This is a genomic window from Citrobacter arsenatis, from assembly GCF_004353845.1.
In the GTDB taxonomy this organism is placed as follows: Bacteria; Pseudomonadota; Gammaproteobacteria; order Enterobacterales; family Enterobacteriaceae; genus Citrobacter; species Citrobacter arsenatis.
In genome coordinates, this window is the sequence record NZ_CP037864.1 from 1,021,623 (window position 1) to 1,043,444 (window position 21,822).

A 21,822-nucleotide genomic window follows, 5' to 3' on the forward strand; every position below is an offset into this window, starting at 1 on the left:
AATTATTGTGTTATCAACTAAATAGCTTCTGTTGCAAACTGAGCAGCAGCGTATTGCTTTGCTGCCGGGGCGAAGCATCGATGAGCTTTACGATTTCCTGCGCCGCCCGTTTCCCCGCCTGACCATCCATAAACGCATCGCAATAGTGGTGGCGAATATCAGCCAATGGTGCTTCCAGCGCAGCCCAGTCAAACTCGCAAGAGAGTGCATGGCGCAACGTCTGTATATCCAGTGCCACCGGAAGGATGTTACGGATGCGCTGATCTGCGCTGTCGGGGGTCGAGAAACTTTGTTGGCCATCCAGCAGAGAACTCATCTCCGGCCAGCTCAGTAAAATGACGCGTTTATTCATATGAAGGGCGTCAAAAATAAAGCCGCTGCTGTCCGTCAGCACATAATCCGCCTGCGCAATAAGCGCCAGCAGATGCTGCGGATCGTCCAGTCTGTTTTTTAAGTAGCGTTGCGCGAGTGCCAGCGAGGCGGCTTCTTCCGGCCTGTGCTGGGTGCCATGATGCAGTTTGGTAACGACATTATATTCATGGCTTAACCGGCTGAGCTGCTCCGCCCAATGGGGGAGCGAGCTTAGCGCGCCGTAGGTTGGTGCATACAGGATGGTCTGCTTTTTCGCATTCAGCTTCAGGCTGTTGGGCAGCGCGGTATCGTAAGTGCGGTTATGCCATTCATCGAAACGGGGATTACCCACCACTTTAGCGCAACCGCCGATGTCAAGCGCACGCTGGCTATAGTGGCTGTAGCACAGGATGCGATGATAAAAGGCGTTCCACCAGGCATGGTTCCACTCTTCTTTCGCCAGGCCATACAGGGTACGAACATGGGAATCCGCCAGCCCATTCAGCAACGGTGTGTAGTAAGGGCTGACCAGGCACCGGAAGCGCTGACGCTTCTCAATGATCGCAGAAAGACGCGTTCCACCGAGCGCAGGATCGTTAATGGTTTTAATCGTCGCGGTCATCTCATCGAGAAACGATTTGGGTATTTTGTCACTGACCAGCAGCGAGCAGGTTTGGCCCATCGCTTGCAGTTCGCTAATGATGGGGCGGTAGACCGCGTAATGCAGTGAGGTTTCCATATAGAAGCCAATGGCATCTATCTGCGTGGATGTCGTAGCAGGCGAGTGGCTTACCAACGTATTGACTGTCTCAGGTTTCTTATTGATTTTGTTGAAGTAGTAGCCGATGTTATCGGTTTCTTTTTTCTCGATATCGCTGTATCCCGCTCGCTGATAGCAGATGCTCGGATAACAAGAGAGCCATTTCCCTTCACGCAGCAGCGGTTGCCATTGCCCTTCGAGCGTATCGGAGAGGTCATGTTCCATTTGCTGAGCCAGCGCCGGGTAATAGCTGCTGTTGACCAGATAGGCGCAAACCTTATTGCAGTCACGCGCATGGATCATGCCATTGAGGCTTTTGAGTTCACGGCCTTGTTTAATTTCCCCGCCGAGGATAACCACTTCCCACGGAAAGCCTGGCAGCGCGTGCAGAAGCGAATTGAGTACCCGAATATGCTTTTCCTGCTTCAGGATCACGCTATCGTCTTCAAGTAGCAGGTAGTTTTTCCAGCCGTTACGCTGTGCCAGCTGCAGCGCCTGCATATGGGACTGGCGGCGGCCCGTCTGGCCGTTAGTCGCAACTGACGCCGCAAGGCGGGTGACTTTTTGCGCCGGGAAATTGAGAAACGCCAGCTCTTGCTGGACGTGCGCTAAACGATCCGGACGTGAATCCAAATTCACGATCACCACCTGATCGATGTAATCCCACTGGATCGGCTGATGATGGGTGGCGTTATGCAGGCTCTGATACCAGTTTTTTAGCATCGGGTCGGTAATCGCCTGGCCCAGCGTGGTTTCCAGCGGCTCGCTGCTTCCCAGTACAAAGTCTTTGTCGAACGTATTTTGGCTGTGCGAGATACAAATAATGGTGCGCTCACCCGGCAATTGCAGTGGGTTTGCGGTGAATTGGTTGGTGAATCCTTCTTCTTCGCCTAAGTTGCATTCATCATCGTAACGGTGTTTTTTTAAATAATTGCGGTGATAGCAAAAGGTACCGTTGAGAATGTTCTGCGGGCCAAAGCTGCGGCTTTTGAACAGGCGGTTGATATGGCTGTACCAGATAGGGATCTGATCGGAACCGGAAATCAACGCCCGATGGCGTTGCATCATATCGATGGTGTAAGAGATCTTATCCGCCGGATAATAATCATCGTCGTCCATGCAGAGAATATATTCGCCTAACGCCAGCGCATTGAGCATATTGCGCTTTTTGCCCAGCGTCAGTTTTTCCGCATGGTAGATATAACGAATATTAAATTTCTCCGGATGATTCTGCGTCAGTCTGTCAATGATCGACTGATTGCTTTGCGGAGAATCATCCAGGATCACCAGCTCCCGGCGGTCGGCAGGGTAGTCCTGATAACGGAACATATACAGCAAATAGGGTAAGAAAGCGGCGCGGTTCCACGTTGGTGTAATGACGCTGACAAACGGTTTTTCGCGGCCAGTGTCGAGCGTTTTAACGATGCCGGTCAGGGCGGAACGTGCTTTGGAGGATTCAGACATGGTGATGTGTATTCGCGATTCGAAAAAGGGCCGGGTATTCACCCGGCCAACAGGCGCTAACGTGTAAGCAGGGAGAACGCCGAGAGCAGATGATCTCCCGGCAGTAAATTCTGAATCTGTTGACGTACTGCGGCGGCATCGCTGCGGTTTCGCCAGTCTTCAACTATCGCGAAAAGTGCATAAATTTCGTCATGGCTCAGCGTAGAATCATCCATCGTCCACAGGCTAAACAGTGTGCGCAGCATAAAGACGTCAGCCACCAGCCAGAAGAAACGCTGCAGTACGCTTTCACTCTCGTGCTGTGGGAATGTGTCGTGATACAGGCGATAAATCAGATAGTTACTGAATATCCATGCGTCCTGGGCAAAGTAGCGCTCATAGGTATGTAACCATTGATCCTGCAACTGCTGCTGGAGCATAGCTTCACTGTTTGCATCCTGGAGCATCAGCAGGCTGACCTGCAGAGGTAAGCTCAGCTTGCGCGTGCTATCCGGCAACAGATCCCAATTGAACTCACAGTTGCCCATTTGGGTGATCAGCTCCCGCTGCAGCTGGGGCAGGCTGGGCAACTGCGCGAACTGCTCCTGCAGTTTTCCGCTTTGCGCATGGTCAGCCAGAACCTGCGGCAGCGAGGCCAGCTTCTCAAGCGTAGGGTCGCTGTCGCCAGGGCATTTCTCGGAAAAAGAGAGCATGATGCCCAGCGCATACAGGCGCAGCTCCGGTGACAAACCGGGAAGCGTGATGGTATGCAGAGCAGATTGATTAAGTACCTGATCGCGTTGGGATAACGCCGGGCTGTCTGCATCGGCTGCACATTGCGAGGTATGCAGTACAAAGGCGTTGGGATCGCCTAATGCCGCCTGGCAGCAGGCCGGATCGGTTAATACCAGACTCTGACGTACTTCCGTTTTCCAGCGTATGTTGGCCAGTAAAACGGAATCCGGATGGTGGGATAAAAACACCCGGACAAAGTCGGGTTCATAGCAATCAATCATACTCATAACGTGTTCTCAGCAATCCCAATATTCAAACTGGTTATATCAATGCAATATCCATGCCTGAATTTTTATTCTATTTATATCAATTGGTTAGATTGAGTGCGGAAAGCGGGTTTCCGCGTCAGGGAAGGAAGTTTTAGCGCTGGTAAATAAAATCCGGCTCGGTGCCTAAAAAAGCCTGAATAAATTCATACTGGCGGATCAGCAGATCGCCGTTTTTTTCGTTGTACGCTTTGCAGCGTTTGGCTTTTTGCTCAAGGCTCTGCCACCAGCCCTCTGCGGCACTTTTCTGTACGCCGGGTAACCAGCTAAATACCTGTTCCATCCCTGCACGATCGACGCTTACGCCCAGCAACTGCAGGATTGACCGGCGCTGCTGGCTGCTGTTTTGCAACTGCTCATAATGCTGTTGAATGGTGTCGTTGACCGCCAGCAGTTCTTCACTGGCGCGGCGAATCATGCACAGACGTTGTTGTTCCAACTGGTGTCTGAGCGCGTCATATCGCGTCCCGTCCTCCCGGATGCCCTGAAGCAGAGTTTTCACCTGCTGTAGCCTGCTACTCACAATTTTGGCCTCTTATTTCTGGAAAAAGCTGAGCATGTCGCCAGCCAACTGCTGGGTATCAACCTGCATATCGCCTGCGGCCAGCATGGCCTGCATTTGCGCCACTTTGTCGTAATCAACGTCGCTTTGCGGATCGCTGTTCAGCGTTTGCTGCGCCGTTTGTAATCCCGCCTGAGTAATATCGTCGGCGGAAAGCGTCGTAGTGTTGGACGTACTCGTCTGCACGCTGCTCTTGTCTGAACGCGCCTGATCGGCTGTTGATGCAGGGCGATTGCCTGGCAGAGTCGGGGTAATTTTCATAGCAACCTCGTACATATTTCGTTGGGTTGGTTATCCGTTATTGGCTAAAAGCGACGGCAATAGAGGAAAACTTTAATCCCATCACAAAAAATCCCTTCACTGCTCAGCAGTGAGCGTAGTGACCACGCCGGTATCGTCCACCATACCGCTAATGATCCGCTGGCTGCTGCTGTTGCGAATTTTTATCACATCGCCTTTACGACCGTTCTTCAACGCCACGCCCGGCATCGAGGCGGTAATCCCGGCCGTATGGGAGACGATCATCACCGGCTGGTCGCGTTTAACCAATATGGGCTGAACCAGCTCGCTACGGGTAATCGGTTTACCCGGCTGCAGGGCTCGTTTGCTGGTAAGGCCAATCGCCTCATCCATATTTGTCATCAACCCTTCCCGCTGGTTGCTGATATTGAATTTTTTAAGCTGCAGGTCGTCGGCCGTAATCACCGTATCTCGGGCAATCAACGACTTTGGCATCACTACCGGCACCGACACGTCGGGGCGCACTGCAACGTTGTATTGCCAGCCCGCGCTGCCTGGGCAGCTCACCACAAAGTTCATGCGCGAAAGGGCCATTTTCGCAGAGGTGCTGGAGGTGACCTGAGGCGTTACTGCGCATAGCGCGCTGGTGCTGACGGTAGAGGGAATATAGATATTGAACGTGTAGCGATAGTCCTGCCACTGCTGCTTCTGTGCCAACGCGTCAATTTCATGACCGGCGGCGGTCAGGACCAGCGCGTTGATCTGTTCCCGGGCGCTGTGCTGTATGGGATGCACGGCGGCATGTACGGGTAAGACGCAGCATAAAGCCAGCCATATTTCCGCGGCAAAGGGGAAAGAAGGCTTCCTTACGTAGGAGGGTAGTCTCATAAATTCATTTCTCATCAATCACTTAAAAGTTGGCATACATATTGCTAATAACAGCGATATCTACGCAGGAGTGATGCAAGAAATGGGAATCAGTTTTCAGCAGGCATTGGGTGTACATCCGCAGGCAGTGAAGTTACGTCTTGAGAGGACCGAGCTACTGACCGCGAATCTGGCAAACGTCGATACACCAAATTTCAAAGCTAAAGATATTGATTTTGCCGCTGAGATGCAACGGGCAAGTCGTACAAATGTGCAGCCCGACGTTGACGTGAAATACCGTGTGCCGATGCAGCCCTCAGAGGATGGCAATACCGTAGAACTGAACACCGAGCAGGCCCGGTTTTCACAAAATAGTATGGATTATCAAAGCAGTCTGACCTTTTTGAACCTGCAGCTTAGCGGTATCAAAGAGGCCATCGAAGGGAAATAACCATGTCGTTTACTGATATTTACCAGATTTCCGGCTCGGCGATGACGGCGCAAACCATCCGTCTGAATACCGTCGCCAGCAACATGGCGAATGCGGAATCTCCTGCCAGCAGCGAGGCGCAGGCCTACAAGGCGCGTAGCCCGGTTTTTGCCGCGGTTTACAACAATAGCCTGATAGGTGGGCACAACCGCCATGCCATTGATGGCGCCAGCGTACAGGTACAGGACGTCATGCAAAGCGGCGGGGCGGTGAAGCGTTATGAGCCGCACCACCCGATGGCGGACCAGAACGGTTTTGTCTGGTATCCAGACGTCAACGTAGTCGAGCAAATGGCCGACATGATGTCTGCCTCACGTGATTTTGAAACCGACGTTGATGTGCTGAATAACGTCAAAAGTATGCAGCAAAGCTTACTCAAACTGGGAGAAGTGTAATGAATACCCTGGCTCTGTATGCCCAATCTCAGGCGCTGGCTTCTTCTCAGGAGAAGACGGCGGCTGTTGCTGAAAATAACGTCGGTGCCACGACGCAAAGCACTAATGTGGGAGACAGCAGTTCTTCAACCACGTCGTCAACCACGGATAGCAGCAGTACCAGTAATACGCCGACGACCACGACCTCAACGGAAAGCTCTGGGGTGGAAACGTTCCTGACATTGTTTGTGGCGGAAATTGAAAACCAGGACCCGACCGATCCCACCGATCCTACGGCCTATATCGATCAGCTCTCCTCCATGGCGCAGGTTGCCATGATGGAAGAGATGAGCGTCCAGGCCAACACCAACGCGGTGCTGATGAGCAACATCCAGGTGATGGCGCTGGGGAATATGGTTGGCGACGACATTATGGTGCAAACCACCTCGCTGGATATCGAAGACAACAGCCAGGCGATCCAGGGGCGCGTCACGCTGGATGACAGCTGTACCGATGTGGATCTGCACTTTACCGATGAAGCCGGTGATGACTACACCGTGTCGCTGATCCCGGAAGGTGAAACCTCCGTTGGACCAGGCCAGGTGGATTTCGACATCAATCCTGCGGATTACGGCATCCCGCCGGGGGATTACAGCGTGTCCGTGGTGACCAATACCGGGGAAGAGGAAGTGCCGATTGAGGTGACGGGCAAGGTGGAAGATGTGCGTATTCCGCTCGATGGCAGCACCCCGGTGCTCAACGTTGACGGCGTCGGGGAAGTGCCTTTCACCATGATCACCCAGTTTGGCATACCGGATAGTACTGATGGCAGCGGCGGTTCAGATGACACCACGCCACCCGATACTGACGACGGCAGCGATAACGCCGACAGCAATATGGTGCTCTGATTTAGTTTACATTACAGGAAGAAACAATGAGTTATGAAATTGCAGCGACGGGTCTGAACGCCGTCAACGAACAGCTGGATGGCATCAGTAACAACATCGCGAACTCCGGTACGGTCGGTTATAAATCAATGACCACCCAGTTTTCCGCCATGTACGCCGGGACGCAGGCGATGGGCGTGAGCGTGGCGGGGTCCGCTCAAAGCATCTCCACCGGCGGTTCAATGGTTTCCACCGGCAATGCGCTGGATTTGGCTATCAATGATGATGGTTTCTTTGTGATGTGCGACAGTGCCGGGAACATCTCTTATACCCGCGCCGGTTCTTTCGTGACCGATAAAAACGGTTATATCGTCAATGCGTCCGGTGATTACCTGCAAGGTTATCCGGTTGATGACAGCGGCACGTTGCAAACCGGTACCGTTACCGATATCCAGATTAAAACCGGCAACATCCCGGCGCAGGCCACGGACAGCATGACCTTCACGGCTAACTTTGATGCCAGCGATGAAACAATCGATCGCGCCAGCGTACCGTTTGACGCAAACAACAGCGATACCTACACCGACAGCTACACCACCACCGTGTATGACTCGCTCGGTAATGAACACTCGGTTAGTCAGTACTTTACTAAAACCGGAGATAATACCTGGGAAGTGCAGTACACCTTTGATGGCGAAGCGCAGACAGACGCACCGCCGACCACGCTGACCTTCGATCCGAATACCGGCAAGCTGACGGATCCCACCACGCCGCAAACTATCACCTTCACCACCACTGAAGCCGCACCGATTTCGATGACCATTGACTACTCCGATTGTACTCAGTACGGCTCTGATTTCTCGGTCACCACCAACTCCGCCACCGGTTATGCCTCCGCAACGCAGAACGGCGTGCAGGTTGATGACGACGGTAAAGTTTACGCCACCTACAGCAACGGCGAGCGCATGTTGCAGGGGCAGGTGGTGCTGGCCACCTTCCCGGATGAGAACGGGCTGGAAGCGGTAAGCGGTACTGCCTGGGTACAGACGGGCGAATCCGGTACGCCGCTGATTGGCACACCAGGCTCCGGCTCCTGCGGCACGCTCTCTTCCGGCATGCTCGAAAGCTCCAACGTGGACATCACCAACGAGCTGGTCAATCTCATGACCGCACAGCGTAACTACCAGGCGAACACCAAGGTGATTTCCACCAGTACGCAGCTGGATCAGGCTCTCTTCCAGGCGATGTAAGGCTAAGAAATGGATCGGTTGATTTATACCGCGCTGAGCGGCGCCACCCAGACGCTACTGGAGCAGCAAATTAGCGCCAATAACCTTGCCAACGTCAACACCAATGGTTTTCGTGCGGATATGGCGATGGCGAGCAATGACAAAGTGAAAGGCGGTGGCTTCGACACGCGTTTTATGGCGAAAGAGAGTCCCAGCGGCGTCAATGACAGTACCGGCGTGGCCGAGAAAACCGAACGCCCGCTGGACGTCGCCATTCAGGGATCGGGCTATATCGCCGTGCAGGATAAAGCCGGAAACGAGGTCTACACCCGTAACGGTAATATTCAGCAGGACGATCAGGGCCAACTGACCATCGACGGTAACGTGGTGCTCGGGGATAACGGTCCGATCATTTTGCCGCCAAACGCGATTGCCTCTTTCGGCAGCGACGGCACGCTCTCGGTCACGCCCGACGACGGCGATGTTACCGCCACCATGGATATCGATCGTCTGAAGCTGGTGGATATTCCGGTCGCTAATCTGGCGAAAAATAGCGAAGGGATGCTGGTAACGGCGGATGGCGTACCGGCGCAGCGTGATGAAAACATCAAGGTGAGCGGCGGCTTTCTGGAAGGCAGTAACGTGTCTGCGGTGAGCGAAATGATGTCGTCCATTGCGATGAACCGCCAGTTCGAAGCGCAAATCAAAATGATGAAAACGGCTGAAGATCTCAGCGACTCCGGCAACAGGCTGCTACGCGGCTCCTGAGTCGTGGCCTTTAATCAGGAATAAAGTTTTATGAACGCAGCGTTATGGATCAGTAAAACCGGCCTGTCGGCGCAGGATGCTGAGATGAGTGCGATTGCCAACAACATCGCCAACGTTAACACCACGGGCTTCAAGCGTGACCGCGTGATGTTCCAGGATCTGTTTTATCAGACTCAGGAAGCGCCGGGCGCGATGCTCGATCAAAACAACATCATGCCGACCGGAATGCAGTTCGGTAGCGGTGTGCGCATCGTTGGAACGCAAAAAACCTTCACCGAAGGGAATGTGGAAACCACCGACAACGCGATGAATGTCGCCATTATGGGGCAGGGGTTTTGGCAGGTGCAAAAGGCCAACGGGGACATTGCTTATACCCGTGACGGCAACATGCAGATTAACGCTGATGGCGTGCTAACCAACTCCGAAGGCTTACCTCTGCAACCGGAAATCGACGTACCCGCCGGTGCGACTAACGTGGCATTTGGCGAAGACGGTACCGTGACGGCGATCCTTCCCGGCGACAGCGACCCGACTGAACTGGGGCAACTGACGCTGGTGAACTTCGCTAACCCGGCGGGGCTTTCAGCCGAAGGCGACAACCTGTATCTCGAAACGGCAGCCAGCGGTCAACCGACGGAAGGTATTCCGGGGGAAGATGGCCTGGGAACGTTGCAGGACAGCGCACTGGAAGGCTCGAACGTCGACATCGTCAATGAAATGGTGGCGATGATCACCGTACAGCGTGCCTATGAGATGAACGCCAAAATGGTCTCAGCGGCAGACGATATGCTGCAGTTTATTAGTCAGACGCTGTAACGCAAGAATGTGACATGCCGGATGGCGCTACGCTTATCCGGCCAATAAGCAACACCCATTTGTAGGCCGGATAAGCGTAGCGCCATCCGGCAGAATATAGGCAGAACGTGAAAAATTATCTCTGGCTGGTGGTCCTGCTTCCCCTGTTAAGCGGGTGCGAATCGCAGGCCCTCCTGGTCAAAAAAAATGACGAATTCTTTGCTCCTCCCAAAACCGAGGCGCCGCCAACGGCGGATGGCCGTGCGGGTGGCGTGTTTGAAACAGGGTATAACTGGTCGCTGACGGCGGACCGCCGTGCCTATCGGGTGGGCGACATCCTGACCGTGATGTTGGAAGAATCTACCCAGTCGAGCAAACAGGCGAAAACCAATTTCGGTAAGAACAATACCGTTGATATCGGCGCACCAACGCTATTTGGGCATACCAAAGATAACCTTTCCGCTTCCGTCGACGCCAATCGCGATTTCAACGGCACGGCGACCTCGCAGCAGCAAAACAGTTTGCGCGGTGAAATTACGGTGTCGGTGCATTCGGTACAGTCGAACGGCATTCTGGAGATTCGCGGTGAAAAATGGCTCACCCTCAATCAGGGAGATGAGTACATACGCCTGAGCGGTCTGGTGCGTGCCGATGATATTCAAAACGACAACTCCGTCTCATCGCAGCGTATTGCCGATGCACGTATCTCCTATGCGGGTCGTGGCGCATTGAGCGATGCCAATGCGGCGGGCTGGCTGACGCGTCTGTTTAACCATCCTCTCTTCCCGATCTAATGCAGGATTTTGATATGCAACACTTAAGCGGGCGCTGGATGAAGGCGTTAAACGGCATCGTTATCGCCCTGAGCCTGGCGCTGCCGGGCACCACGCAGGCGCAATCTCTGGAGTCGCTGGTCAACGTCCAGGGCGTCAGGGAAAACCAACTCGTCGGCTACAGCCTGGTGGTGGGGCTGGACGGAACCGGGGATAAAAACCAGGTCAAATTCACCAACCAAACCATTACCAACATGCTGCGCCAGTTTGGCGTACAGCTGCCGAGCAAAATCGATCCGAAGGTGAAAAACGTCGCGGCGGTGGCGGTCAGCGCGACGCTACCGCCCATGTATTCGCGCGGGCAGACCATTGATGTCACAGTCTCCTCAATTGGCGATGCCAAAAGCCTGCGTGGCGGCACGTTATTGCTCACCCAACTGCACGGCGCAGATGGAGAAGTTTATGCCCTCGCACAAGGGAGCGTGGTGGTCGGCGGGATGAACGCGACCGGGGCAAGCGGCTCAAGTGTGACCGTGAATACGCCAACCGCCGGGCTGATACCGAACGGCGCGTCGGTCGAACGCGAAATTCCCAGCGACTTCCAGATGGGCGATACCATTACGCTTAATCTGAAACGTCCCTCCTTTAAAGATGCCAATAACATTGCGGCGGCAATTAACGCCTCGTTTGGCGGCATTGCCACGGCACAAAGCTCAACCAACGTCAGCGTCCGTGCGCCAACCAGCCCAGGGGCGCGCGTCGCCTTTATGTCGCAGTTAGATGACGTTCAGGTTCAGGCCGAAAAAGTACGCGCCCGCGTGGTGTTTAACTCGCGTACCGGCACGGTGGTGATGGGGGATGGCATTGCCCTACACGCGGCGGCGGTTTCGCATGGCAGTCTGACGGTTTCCATCAGTGAAAGCAGCAACGTCAGCCAGCCGAATGCTTTTGCCGGAGGCCGTACGGCGGTGACGCCGCAGAGCAATATTTCGGTGAATCATGCCCGACCGGGGATGATAACGCTGCCTGAATCCAGCAGCCTGAAAACGTTGGTTAATGCGCTCAATAGCCTGGGAGCCACGCCGGACGACATTATGTCTATTTTACAGGCCCTGCATGAAGCCGGGGCGCTGGATGCCGATCTGGAGGTAATTTAATGGCCGATATCAAAGTGAATCATAGCGGGGGCATTGACGGCAGCGATGCGTTAATGGGCCCGAAAATTAAAGATAACGATTTGCAGAAAGCCGCTCAGCAGTTTGAAGCCATTTTCTTACGCAACATGCTGAAAGAAATGCGTAAAACCAATGAGATCTTCGATTCCAAAGATAACCCGTTTAACAGCGACTCGGTGCGCATGATGCAGGGGTTTTATGACGATCAGCTATGCAACAGCCTGGCCCAGCAGCACGGCATTGGGATTGCGGCGATGATCGTCAAACAGCTCTCCCCGCATCACAAAGGATAAAGGTTGCGCGGCGGCTTAAGAACTGTGGTTTTTTCGCCGCTTTTAATCGGCAAGGTTGTTAACGACATACCGGGGAACTGACCGGCGAGGACTCTTTGATGGACATGATTAACATTGGCTACAGCGGCGCATCGACTGCGCAGGTGGAGCTTAACGTCACCGCGCAAAACACGGCCAACGCCATGACCGATGGTTACACCCGGCAGGTGGCCATCACCAGTACCATTGGCGCCAGTTCAGGTTCGGCGAACAGCGCGGGTAACGGTGTGCAGGTGGACAGCATTCGCCGGGTATCTAACCAGTATCAGGTGAACCAGGTCTGGTATGCCGCCAGCGATTACGGCTATTACAACACCCAGCAAGAGTATTTAACTCAACTGGAAACCGTGCTCAGCGACGATAACAGCAGCCTGAGCGGCGGCTTTGACAACTTTTTTGCCGCCCTCAACGAAGCCACCACCAGCCCGGATGATTCTGCTCTGCGCGAGCAGGTGATCAGCGAGTCCGGCGCGCTGGCGCTGCGCGTGGATAACACCCTCGATTATATCGATTCGCAAAGCAGTGAGATTGTCAGTCAGGAACAGGCGATGGTAGCGCAGGTGAACACCCTGACCAGCGGTATTGCCAGCTATAACCAGCAAATTGCTGAAGCTGAAGCCAATGGCGATAACGCCTCTGCGCTGTACGACGCCCGTGACCAGATGGTGGAACAACTGAGCGGCATCATGGACGTTCAGGTCAATATTGATGATGAGGGCAACTATAACGTCACGCTGCAAAACGGACAGCCGTTGGTTAGCGGGCAGGAGAGTTCTACCATCGAACTCGATACCAACGCCGACGGCACGCAGAGTATGTCGCTGACGTTTGCCGGAACCACGTCATCCATGAACACCGATACCGGTGGTTCGCTGGGGGCGTTGTTTGATTATCAAAATGAAATTCTGACGCCGTTGACCGGCACGATTAACAGCATGGCTGAACAGTTTGCCGATGCGGTGAACACCCAACTGGCCCAGGGCTACGATCTGAACGGAAACCCCGGTGAACCGCTGTTTATCTATGACGAAAACTCATCGGATGGCCCGCTGGAGGTGAACCCTGATATCACCGCCGATGAGCTGGCGTTTTCCAGCTCGCCGGACGAAAGCGGTAACAGCGATAACCTGCAGGCGCTGATCAATATCTCGACCGAACCGCTGGAGATAGAGGGGCTGGGCAGCGTAACCGTGGGTGAAGCCTGTTCATCGATCATCAGTAACATCGGTATTTACAGCCAGCAAAACCAGACGGAAGCGGAAGCGGCGGCAAACGTGTACTCCGAAGCACAGAACCAGCAGAGCAGCGTCAGCGGCGTCAGCATGGATGAAGAAGCGGTGAACCTCATTACCTATCAGCAAATTTACGAGGCCAACCTCAAAGTTATCTCAACGGGCGCAGACATTTTCGACTCTGTGCTGGAAATGTGTAGCTAACCGGAAGAGGAATCAATATGCGAGTCACTACACAACAGTCTTATGTGTCCATGACGCAGAGTTTTAACGACCTTTCCAGCGATCTTTCTCACGTCGTCACGCAGATGGCGACGGGGAAAAGTATTCTGCTGCCGTCTGACGATCCGATTGCGGCGACCCGAATCACCCAGCTTAACCGCCAGCAATCGGCAATTGATCAATATCAAACCAATATTGATTCCGCCTCGGCGGGGATGAGCCAGCAGGAGTCAATTCTGGATGGCGTCAATGACGATCTGTTGGCAATTCGCGACGATCTGCTGGAGGCCGCCAACGGTACCAATACCGCCGAGTCGTTGTCCAGCCTGGGGCAGGATATTCAGTCGATGACCGAAGCGATGGTCTCAGCGCTGAATTATCAGGATGAAGATGGCCACTATGTGTTTGGCGGGACGGTGAACGATCGGCCGCCGATTGTCGCGGTAGATGAGGACGGCGACGGGGTAACTGACAGCTATACCTATCAGGGTAATGGCGATCATCGCCAGACCACGGTGTCCAATGGTGTAGAAGTGGATACCAATGTCGCGGTCAGTGATTTCTTCGGCGACAGCCTCGACGTGCTGAATACCCTGACTTCGCTATCGAAAGAGCTGCAGGATCCGTCGGTGGACCCTGCCGATCCGCAGGTACAAAGCGATATTCAAAATGCTATCGATACGGTGGATGTGGCCTCTGACGCGCTCAACGCCTCGATCGCCACCATTGGTGAAACGCAGAATACGATGACCATGCTGAGCGGCGCTCAGACGGATATCACCACCTCCAACGATCAGCTGATCAGTCAGCTGAGCGATCTGGATTATGGCCCGGCCTCCATTACCTTCACCGGTCTGGAAATGGCGATGCAAGCCACCTTAAAAACTTACTCCAAAGTGAGTGAGTTGAACCTTTTCAGTGTGATTTAACAGTTAGCAGTAGCTCAGGAATAGTATGCAGGTCGGTTTAAATACAACATCACTCTCCGGTAGCGGAGCGCTTAATCCTTCTGTGCAGCAGCATACCGTTGCGCAGAATGCCCCTGTCCGTCAAAAGTTACCCGCAACGGCGAGTGATTACCCGGCCTCACCACTTATTACCACCCGGCCTCAGCGCTACAGCGTGCAGCTTAACGATCAGCTCACCACGCTGCAGCAGGCCGATCACTACCTCGGGCAACTGGAACAGCATTTGCTGGACTATCGTCACGCATCGCGCCGTGGTGGACAGGCGCAGCAGCAAAAAGGGGCTGAGCTTTCACAGTGGCTGGAAAAAAGGCCAACATTGTCCGGCGGCGCGGTCGACAGGCAGCTGCGTCCGGTTTTACAGGGCGAGGCGCGAGTGACCTTTCACTCGCCTGAACTGGCGCAGATGCTGCAAAAAAACGCCATAAGTTCACGTATGTTTAGTGTCTCTGACGGGCGGCAAACGCAGCATTCTGCGGTGGTGGTCGGTGACGATCTTGATCCCGGTCAGTACAAAATGATGATGAGTAACGCGCTGCGTCGTGTCGGCGTGCAGGTGCACGATCGGCAAGGAGCGCTGAGTTTTTCCACTGCGGAAAAGCAGTGGCCACAGATCCAACAAACCCTGAGCGTACGCGATGTTGATGCGAAGACATCGGCGTTTACCCCACTCAAAACGTTTGCCGATCCGTCCCGTTCAGAAGAACTTCTGCAACATATCGCGCAGGGCAGTTCCCGCTCTCAGGATGGCTTACAGCAGGCGCTGGATATCATTGGCGATCAGCGTGCGCAGATGGCCGCACAGCAGGAAAAAGCCCGACAGCTCATTGACGGTATGGCGCGTTTTCCGCAATCAGAAAGTGCGGTCAAAGCCTCGGAATCACTGGGTGGGGTATTGGACCATGCTAATCACAATTACCAGGTATTAGCACAGGCGGTAAACGGACAAGCCCGGCTTTCCAGCCAGACTGTTCGTAGTTTATTAAGCTAATCTTGATGGCATGCTTTTGTTGAGAAAGTAAAAGCAGAGGGGTCTGTAATTAACAGACCTCCTACATCCTGTGTAAAAAGCAAATTTTGCTGCGTGTCTAAATGAATCCACCACGTATGCAGGTTGTGTTCTGTCACAAACGATCCAAAATTTGCCAGCCGAGAGTCGTTTTGATCGGTTTTGGTCGTACTAAAATGAAACTCCCCCTGTTTAGACGAGCCTGCATAATAGTTAATACACGCGGCGATCTTAAACGTGGATGGTGTTTTGTTACTTTGCTCCAATGGGACGAGAGTGACGGTCGTGTCTTTGTTCAGTGGACTCGTAATGAGTTCATAATGTACGTTTTTGCCAGTATTAAGATCGTAATTAGCAACAACCGTATTTTCAATATGGGCATGGACCATGAAGGTACAAAATAACGTTAAAGCAGACAGACAGGGGAAAACGTAATTATTTGCATTTGGGCATTTCATTTAACATTTTCTCCACTTCTTTAATTAAAATACCATTCATTTCATTATCTTTATTTAGCCAGTTATCAAAGCTGAGCGCTAACTGCCAGTTATCATTGCATTGGTTGCTTAGCACAATATCAAGGGCAAGCTTGTTGAGAGAGACCCGGTAATACAGGGTCATGGAAGCGCTATGCGTAACCAATAGTTGATTGATCTGCTCTACACCAGGAACAATATGTTGTGAAACCAGTGATAACGATTTCTTATTCTCACCTGGATCATACAGTTGATAAGCCGTAATACGGTCGGCGTTTTTCAGCGTCTCTTTAACCAACTGCGGGGCTTCTGGCGTTTTAGTGGCCGACGGTGCTTTAAAATAAGAGATTAAGATAAATAATAACAGCGCGGTAACAATAACGGGTAAGGTTATCAGAACGGCCCGGTAAGGATGACGATTGATGACCGGTTTTTTCTTGCTTTTTGCATGCAATTGACTGTTATTTAAATGTATTTGTTCTTTTTCTGTTGAGGGCAGTAGCGCTTCAGGCACAAGGGTTTCAGCAAGCTCAGCATTCTCTTCGGTGACATCGCCGGCGCTGTCATCAGCTTTATTTTCATTAGGTTCAATGATTTCAGTCAGATAGTTTTTATTAAATAAATACCCTTTTTTAGGTATGGTTTTAATAATTTCCTGTTGTTTACCATCATCATCGATAGCGACACGCAGGGCATGAACGGCTGTCGGTAGGCTATTTCCACCGACGATACGATTCTTCCAGACAGCGGTCATTAAAAATGAACGAGATAAAACAACATCGGCATTTTTAGCTAATGTTTCTAACAGAATAAAATGGTATTCGCCCAAGCGACGTATCTCGCCTGTTTCACAATGGATTAACGCATTAAGCGAAGAATCCATCCGCCAGTTGTTGACTACAATACTCATGGTTTTATATATCCGCGCAAGATTTTTATATCCCTGGTGTCACACCGTTAAAAATCAGTGCATTAAAATTCTGGAGAAATTGAAATGTCTTCTGGCTGTGAAACAGCAGCCGAATCGGTATTGTGTATTTTTTATGCTATCCAAAAAAGGATTTGAAATGTAGCGAAAGTGTCTGAGACTCACAATATAAAAATACAGGCCATTTGCAACCAAATGTAAAACAAGGTCAAAGAGTGGGTGATTAAGCGGTTTTTGATTAAGCATAATCTCATTGGTTTCATGATGTTAACCCTGTTGGTGTGTAAATCTTCAACCCATTATTAGATATTTCTAATAATCTTTTAATTAAATCTTGATTGAGATCTTCCTTATGTAGTGGTATTTGTGGGAGGGAGCACGGAAAGCTAAAATAGAGTGGCGGTTTATCTCTCGGGTTAATGATGTGGTGAGGAGCGTAAAAAATTTTTTTGCAGCGCTTTAAGTTTTCCAAACGGGCGGTCGTTTTTACAGGGTATCGAAACGAAAACGATTATTCCCAAGGAGCTGTACCATGTTATCGATTAATACTAATACCGCATCAATGTCTGCTGTTAATGCTATCAACAAAAGCAGCGCATCACTGTCTACTTCTATGGAACGTCTGGCGACAGGTAACCGTATTAACTCTTCTGCAGATGACGCTGCGGGCAAACAGATTGCCAGCCGTCTGACCGCACAGTCCAGCGGTATGGGCGTTGCGCTGAGCAACATCAACGATGCCACTGCCATGCTGCAGACTGCAGACAGCATGTTTGATGAAATGACCGACGTACTGGGCCGTATGAAAGACCTGTCCACGCAGGCAGCGAACGGAACCTACAACGACGAAGACTTGCAGGCGATGCAGGACGAATACGACGAACTGGGTCAGCAGATGTCCGACATGCTGCAGAACACCACTTACGGCGGCACCAACCTGTTCGGTCTTTCCGGTACCAGCAACACCGGTAAAGACGGTCTGTTCCAGGGCGCGGTATCCTTCCAGGTTGGTGCTGAATCTTCAGACACCATGACCGTTGATATCTCCAGCCAGCTGGGCGATCTGGTTAATGCGCTGGACAGCGTTAGCAAATCGTTCTCTGCTGACCAGTCTGGTACCGCTGGCATCTCCGGTGGTTCTGAGCTGACTACTTCTGGCTCTGCAAACCAGATGATCACCACTATCCAGACTGCAATGGACGACGTGTCTAAGATCCAGTCCAAACTGGGTGCATCTATCAACCGTCTGAACGATACCGCAGCTAACCTGACCAGCATGCAGGACAACACGGAAGTGGCGATCGGTAACATTATGGATACCGACTACGCGACGGAAGCGTCCAACATGACCCAGCAACAGGTTCTGATGCAAACGGGTATCACCATGCTGAAGCAGTCCAACAGCATGTCCAGCATGGTTTCCAGCCTGCTGCAGTAATTCCTGACTTAACGTCATTTACAACACCGCCACCCGGCGGTGTTGTGCTTTCAGCGACCTGATTGTTACCTGAAAACCTTCCTGGGGAAGGGAAAACGTATTTCCGCCATGAAGTTAACGTACTGAATCTGAATAATAAAAAATATTGGCATGCGTTTTGCTATTACATAAATAACGTTGCACGGAGTCATCGATTATGAGCTTTACGAGTCCGATCCAAAAATTAGCACAAGAATTTGCCTACGCCGATATTGCCACCCAGGCGGCGAATTTGCAGAACGAACAGAACGAGTTGAATGCTGAGAGCAGCGGACTGGACTCGCTCAGTACCGCACTCACTAACTTTCAGACGGCAATCGATGCGCTGAACAGCGAAACCGACGGTCCGCTGACGTTTTCTGCTACCTCTAATAATGACGCGAATACCGTATCGGCGAACTCGGAAGCTCAGGCCGGAACCTATTCATTTTATGTTTCGGCGCTTGCGCAGGCGCAACAAACCACGTTCAGCATGAGCGATGACCAGTACAGCGCATCCGGTACCTTTACGTTATCGATGGATGACGGCACGACCATGGATATCGATCTTGCTGCTGCCGATGAAGATGGCGACAGCTTTATTGATGCCAACGAACTGGTTGACGCGATCAATGACTCGGACGACAACCCCGGCGTGTCGGCGGCGCTGGTTAAAACCGATGGCACCACCACCATCATGCTGACCTCTGATACTACCGGTGCGCAAAGTGGTTTTTCGGTGAGCGTTTCTGGCAACGACGATCTTGCTGCGGCGGAGTCATCTAGTGAGAAGATGTTAACGAATCCACAGGACGCCGAAATCCATTTGGGTAACAAGGATGGCCCCACCATCACCAGCAGCTCCAATACGTTTGATGATGTTATCCCCGGCGTGACGATGACTTTTTCCGAGGTCAGCGATCCTGACGATCCTAACGATGTGACCACCTTTACCGTCGCGGAGGACTCCAGCGGATCGCAGGCCAAAGTGCAGACCTTTGTGGATGCCTACAACACGTTAATCGACACCATCGATTCGTTGACCAGTTATGGCGATGACAACACGGCTGCCGGGGTTTTTGCGGGTGATGCCGGGATGAATTCGCTGGCAAATCAGATGGATGATATCGCTCACGCCTCCTACGGCGGTGTTTCGATAGTCGACTATGGCATCACGCTGGATTCCGATGGCCACTTACAAATCGACTCCACCCAGTTCAGCGAGGAAATGGAAGAAAACCCGGACGGTTTGACCTCTATTTTCGTCGGCGAAGACAGCATGGTCGCGCAGATGGACGACCTGATGGAGAGTTATCTGGATTCCAGCAACGGCATTATCGCCATGCGCCAGGAAAACATTGATGACCAGCAGAGCAAAATTCAGGACGAAAGCGATCAGTTGACTGAAACCTATAACACCAACTACGAGCGCTATGTGGAAGAGTACACCAATACGCTGGTTGAAACGTACACCATGAAAGTGAGTATGGCCGCGTTTATGTAACCGGCTGATTTAAGAGAAGGATTGAGAATCAACATGTACGACACGCAGGATGGTTATTCGCAATACAAAGAGATGGATCTTGCTGCGCGTACCGCAGCAGCATCGCCGTTAGAGCTGGTGCTGGTGCTGTTTTCGGGGCTGATGGATGAGCTGGAACGCGCCAAAAGCCACATTGAGAACAAACGCTACGAGCGTAAGGCGCAGAGCATTAACAAATGCATCGATATTCTCAACGCCTTAACCAGCTCGCTGGAGTTTGAAACAGGCGGCGAGCTGGTGGTCAATCTGTCCCGGCTGTATGACCACTGCGTCTACCGCCTGTACGAAGCCAGCGGCGAACTGTCGCTGGAAAAAATTGATGAAGTGATCCTCATCCTGACGAATCTGCGCACGGGCTGGGAAGGTCTGTCGGCAAAACTGGGATAAGGCGATGCAAAGAGAGCATCAGCAACAGCAGCTTTATGCCCTGGTAAAAGAGATGAACGACGCGCTGGATAACAAGCGTTGGCGACGATTACCCGGTCTGCATCAGCAGGTGATGCGCGTTTTTCATGACTATGCCGCCTGGGAAACTGACGCCGAGGCGTTGAGGGAAGTGAAAAGCAAAATGCATGCGGCGTTTGAGGCACTCATTGCCCGGCGAACGCAGCGTGCGGAAGAACTCAAAGCGCGCATGGATCAGCATCAGCAAAATCAGGAAGGAATGTTGGCGTACTCAATGGTTAATTTAATTTCGGAGAAGGCATGAATCCTGTATTACTGGCCTCGGCCAGTGCATTGGCTGAGGCCACACCGGAAAAGGCCTCGATTACGGCCCCAGCAACGTCAACGGGCGGAAGCACGTTTTCTTTGCCGCAGGCTGGGCTTAATGCGGTAGCTGAACGTTTGATCGGCGCAAAAGTTAACCAGCAGCAGGCGTCGGTGGCCGAGCATCAGCGCGATGATGCAGATCCTGCGGCTATGCAGGCATTACTGGCGATGCTGCTGGCGCAACCGGCCCAGGCGTCAACGTCTGCACCAACCCAGAAGCAGCCGGACGGTGAGATGTTGAAAATGCTGGCGCAGGTGCAAACCTCCGATTCCGGGTCATCGCTGCTGCGTCAACTGGCGGGCGCGATGGCTCAACAAGGAAAAACGTCCTCGACCTCGGCTGAGCAGCATGCAACGGATTTATCGTCACTGCCGCCAAAACTGCAAACGTTGCTGGCGTCGATCGGCGAGGATTTTCCTCAGGCAACACCGGATCAGCAGGCCAAACTGGCGACATTCTCCGCCCAGGATCTGCGTGCGATCGCGCCTGAACCTGCTTCGCTTTCGACCTCGCAGCAAATTTCTGCCCGCGTGAAGTCAGCGGATCATAGCGTTCCCCGCCCGGTGGTGGAGAGAAAAACCGCTGGCATGACGGTTAACCCAACGCTTGCGACGCAAAGTTTGCTCAATACGGCGGCGCAGGGAAATCAGCCGGTAAACGCCCTGAGCGACCATAACGTGGTGTCGGCGCAAGTTGCCGCGCCTACCTCGCTGTCAACAGAGGAACTCGGAGAGAAGCTCACGGCACTGCTCAAAGACCGAATTCAGTTCCAGATTGGCCAGCAGCAGCAGGTGTCGACTATTCGTCTTGATCCTCCTTCGCTTGGCAAACTGGAAATCGCCGTGCAACTGGATGCCGGAAAGCTGATGGTTCACATCGGCGCAAATCAGAGTGATGTCTGCCGCTCGTTGCAGCAATTTAGCGAAAACTTACGCCAGCACCTCACGGCGCAAAACTTCATGGAAGTGAATGTTCAGGTCTCTTCCGAAGGACAATCGCAACAGCAGCAACAGCAGTCAGGTCATCAACAGGACGAGGTGACGTCGGCGCTAACGCTTAACGACGAACCTCAATTTCAACAGAACGAATCCGTTCTGATCAAAGTGTAAAAG

23 protein-coding genes are annotated in these 21,822 nt (G+C 52.6%); 17 read left to right on the forward strand and 6 right to left on the reverse strand.

The genetic code is table 11. The features are described 5' to 3' along the window. Positions 1-13: 13 nt before the first annotated feature. The 5 genes from E1B03_RS05775 to flgA form a co-directional block, all read right to left on the reverse strand. Positions 14-2,575, reverse strand: a complete 2,562-nt coding sequence (locus tag E1B03_RS05775; protein WP_133085823.1) for a glycosyltransferase — start codon at positions 2,573-2,575, stop codon at positions 14-16. 56 nt (positions 2,576-2,631) lie between these two features. Next, positions 2,632-3,576 (reverse strand): lysine-N-methylase, encoded by a 945-nt coding sequence (locus tag E1B03_RS05780; protein WP_133085824.1) that lies wholly within the window; start codon positions 3,574-3,576, stop codon positions 2,632-2,634. Positions 3,577-3,709: 133 nt separating this feature from the next. Next, a complete protein-coding gene (gene flgN, locus E1B03_RS05785) occupies positions 3,710-4,138 on the reverse strand; it encodes a flagellar protein FlgN (protein WP_103770951.1) in 429 nt (142 codons plus the stop codon). 12 nt (positions 4,139-4,150) lie between these two features. After that, entirely contained in the window at positions 4,151-4,438 is a 288-nt protein-coding gene (gene flgM / locus E1B03_RS05790; RefSeq protein ID WP_048236484.1) for a flagellar biosynthesis anti-sigma factor FlgM, read from the reverse strand. Between the two features lie 96 nt (positions 4,439-4,534). Next, positions 4,535-5,305: a flagellar basal body P-ring formation chaperone FlgA gene (flgA, locus tag E1B03_RS05795; protein WP_133085825.1), complete on the reverse strand. Its 771-nt coding sequence runs from the start codon at positions 5,303-5,305 to the stop codon at positions 4,535-4,537. A gap of 82 nt (positions 5,306-5,387) precedes the next feature. On the opposite strand from flgA, the gene E1B03_RS05800 reads away from it, so the two are divergent. The 12 genes from E1B03_RS05800 to E1B03_RS05855 all read left to right on the forward strand — a co-directional run bounded on the left by E1B03_RS05800 (position 5,388) and on the right by E1B03_RS05855 (position 15,517). Beyond that, the gene (locus E1B03_RS05800) at positions 5,388-5,735 is read left to right on the forward strand and encodes a flagellar basal body protein (RefSeq protein WP_133085826.1); all 348 of its coding nucleotides are present in this window, start codon (positions 5,388-5,390) and stop codon (positions 5,733-5,735) included. Between the two features lie 2 nt (positions 5,736-5,737). Continuing rightward, entirely contained in the window at positions 5,738-6,169 is a 432-nt protein-coding gene (gene flgC, locus E1B03_RS05805; RefSeq protein ID WP_006685942.1) for a flagellar basal body rod protein FlgC, read from the forward strand. Beyond that, the gene (locus E1B03_RS05810; RefSeq protein WP_133085827.1) at positions 6,169-7,056 is read left to right on the forward strand and encodes a flagellar hook capping FlgD N-terminal domain-containing protein; all 888 of its coding nucleotides are present in this window, start codon (positions 6,169-6,171) and stop codon (positions 7,054-7,056) included. Before flgC ends, E1B03_RS05810 begins: the two co-directional genes overlap by 1 nt. A 26-nt stretch (positions 7,057-7,082) precedes the next feature. Further along, a complete protein-coding gene (flgE, locus tag E1B03_RS05815; RefSeq protein ID WP_103770954.1) occupies positions 7,083-8,285 on the forward strand; it encodes a flagellar hook protein FlgE in 1,203 nt (400 codons plus the stop codon). Between the two features lie 9 nt (positions 8,286-8,294). Continuing rightward, a complete protein-coding gene (locus E1B03_RS05820) occupies positions 8,295-9,032 on the forward strand; it encodes a flagellar basal body rod protein FlgF (RefSeq protein ID WP_042310418.1) in 738 nt (245 codons plus the stop codon). Positions 9,033-9,062: 30 nt separating this feature from the next. Beyond that, on the forward strand, positions 9,063-9,848 hold the full coding sequence (flgG, locus tag E1B03_RS05825) for a flagellar basal-body rod protein FlgG (protein WP_048236061.1): 786 nt from the start codon (positions 9,063-9,065) through the stop codon (positions 9,846-9,848). Between the two features lie 107 nt (positions 9,849-9,955). Beyond that, positions 9,956-10,621, forward strand: coding sequence for a flagellar basal body L-ring protein FlgH (gene flgH / locus E1B03_RS05830; protein WP_103770955.1), 666 nt, complete (start codon positions 9,956-9,958; stop codon positions 10,619-10,621). Between the two features lie 14 nt (positions 10,622-10,635). Then, on the forward strand, positions 10,636-11,757 hold the full coding sequence (locus E1B03_RS05835) for a flagellar basal body P-ring protein FlgI (RefSeq protein WP_133085828.1): 1,122 nt from the start codon (positions 10,636-10,638) through the stop codon (positions 11,755-11,757). 8 nt (positions 11,758-11,765) lie between these two features. Next, on the forward strand, positions 11,766-12,068 hold the full coding sequence (locus E1B03_RS05840) for a rod-binding protein (protein WP_029139422.1): 303 nt from the start codon (positions 11,766-11,768) through the stop codon (positions 12,066-12,068). 98 nt (positions 12,069-12,166) lie between these two features. Beyond that, complete coding sequence (gene flgK / locus E1B03_RS05845) at positions 12,167-13,543, forward strand: flagellar hook-associated protein FlgK (RefSeq protein WP_048236058.1); 1,377 nt, start codon at positions 12,167-12,169, stop codon at positions 13,541-13,543. A gap of 17 nt (positions 13,544-13,560) precedes the next feature. Then, entirely contained in the window at positions 13,561-14,490 is a 930-nt protein-coding gene (flgL, locus tag E1B03_RS05850; RefSeq protein WP_103770957.1) for a flagellar hook-associated protein FlgL, read from the forward strand. 25 nt (positions 14,491-14,515) lie between these two features. Further along, positions 14,516-15,517, forward strand: coding sequence for a flagellar hook-associated protein (locus E1B03_RS05855; RefSeq protein WP_103770958.1), 1,002 nt, complete (start codon positions 14,516-14,518; stop codon positions 15,515-15,517). A gap of 453 nt (positions 15,518-15,970) precedes the next feature. Here E1B03_RS05855 and E1B03_RS05865 read toward each other — a convergent pair whose 3' ends face one another. Continuing rightward, positions 15,971-16,921 carry a transcriptional regulator gene (locus E1B03_RS05865; RefSeq protein WP_103770960.1) on the reverse strand — a complete coding sequence of 317 codons (951 nt, stop codon included), beginning with the start codon at positions 16,919-16,921 and terminating at the stop codon, positions 15,971-15,973. Positions 16,922-17,471: 550 nt separating this feature from the next. Here E1B03_RS05865 and lafA point away from each other — a divergent pair. The 5 genes from lafA (at position 17,472) to E1B03_RS05890 (ending at position 21,819) form a co-directional block, all read left to right on the forward strand. After that, positions 17,472-18,377 (forward strand): lateral flagellin LafA, encoded by a 906-nt coding sequence (lafA, locus tag E1B03_RS05870; protein WP_133085829.1) that lies wholly within the window; start codon positions 17,472-17,474, stop codon positions 18,375-18,377. Between the two features lie 196 nt (positions 18,378-18,573). Further along, a complete protein-coding gene (gene fliD, locus E1B03_RS05875) occupies positions 18,574-19,899 on the forward strand; it encodes a flagellar filament capping protein FliD (RefSeq protein ID WP_103770962.1) in 1,326 nt (441 codons plus the stop codon). A 33-nt stretch (positions 19,900-19,932) separates the two neighbouring features. Then, complete coding sequence (gene fliS, locus E1B03_RS05880) at positions 19,933-20,325, forward strand: flagellar export chaperone FliS (RefSeq protein WP_003843794.1); 393 nt, start codon at positions 19,933-19,935, stop codon at positions 20,323-20,325. A gap of 4 nt (positions 20,326-20,329) precedes the next feature. Further along, a complete protein-coding gene (locus tag E1B03_RS05885; protein WP_103770963.1) occupies positions 20,330-20,647 on the forward strand; it encodes a flagellar protein FliT in 318 nt (105 codons plus the stop codon). Then, positions 20,644-21,819, forward strand: a complete 1,176-nt coding sequence (locus tag E1B03_RS05890) for a flagellar hook-length control protein FliK (RefSeq protein WP_103770964.1) — start codon at positions 20,644-20,646, stop codon at positions 21,817-21,819. The genes E1B03_RS05885 and E1B03_RS05890 overlap by 4 nt, the downstream gene beginning before the upstream one ends. Positions 21,820-21,822 lie beyond the last annotated feature (3 nt).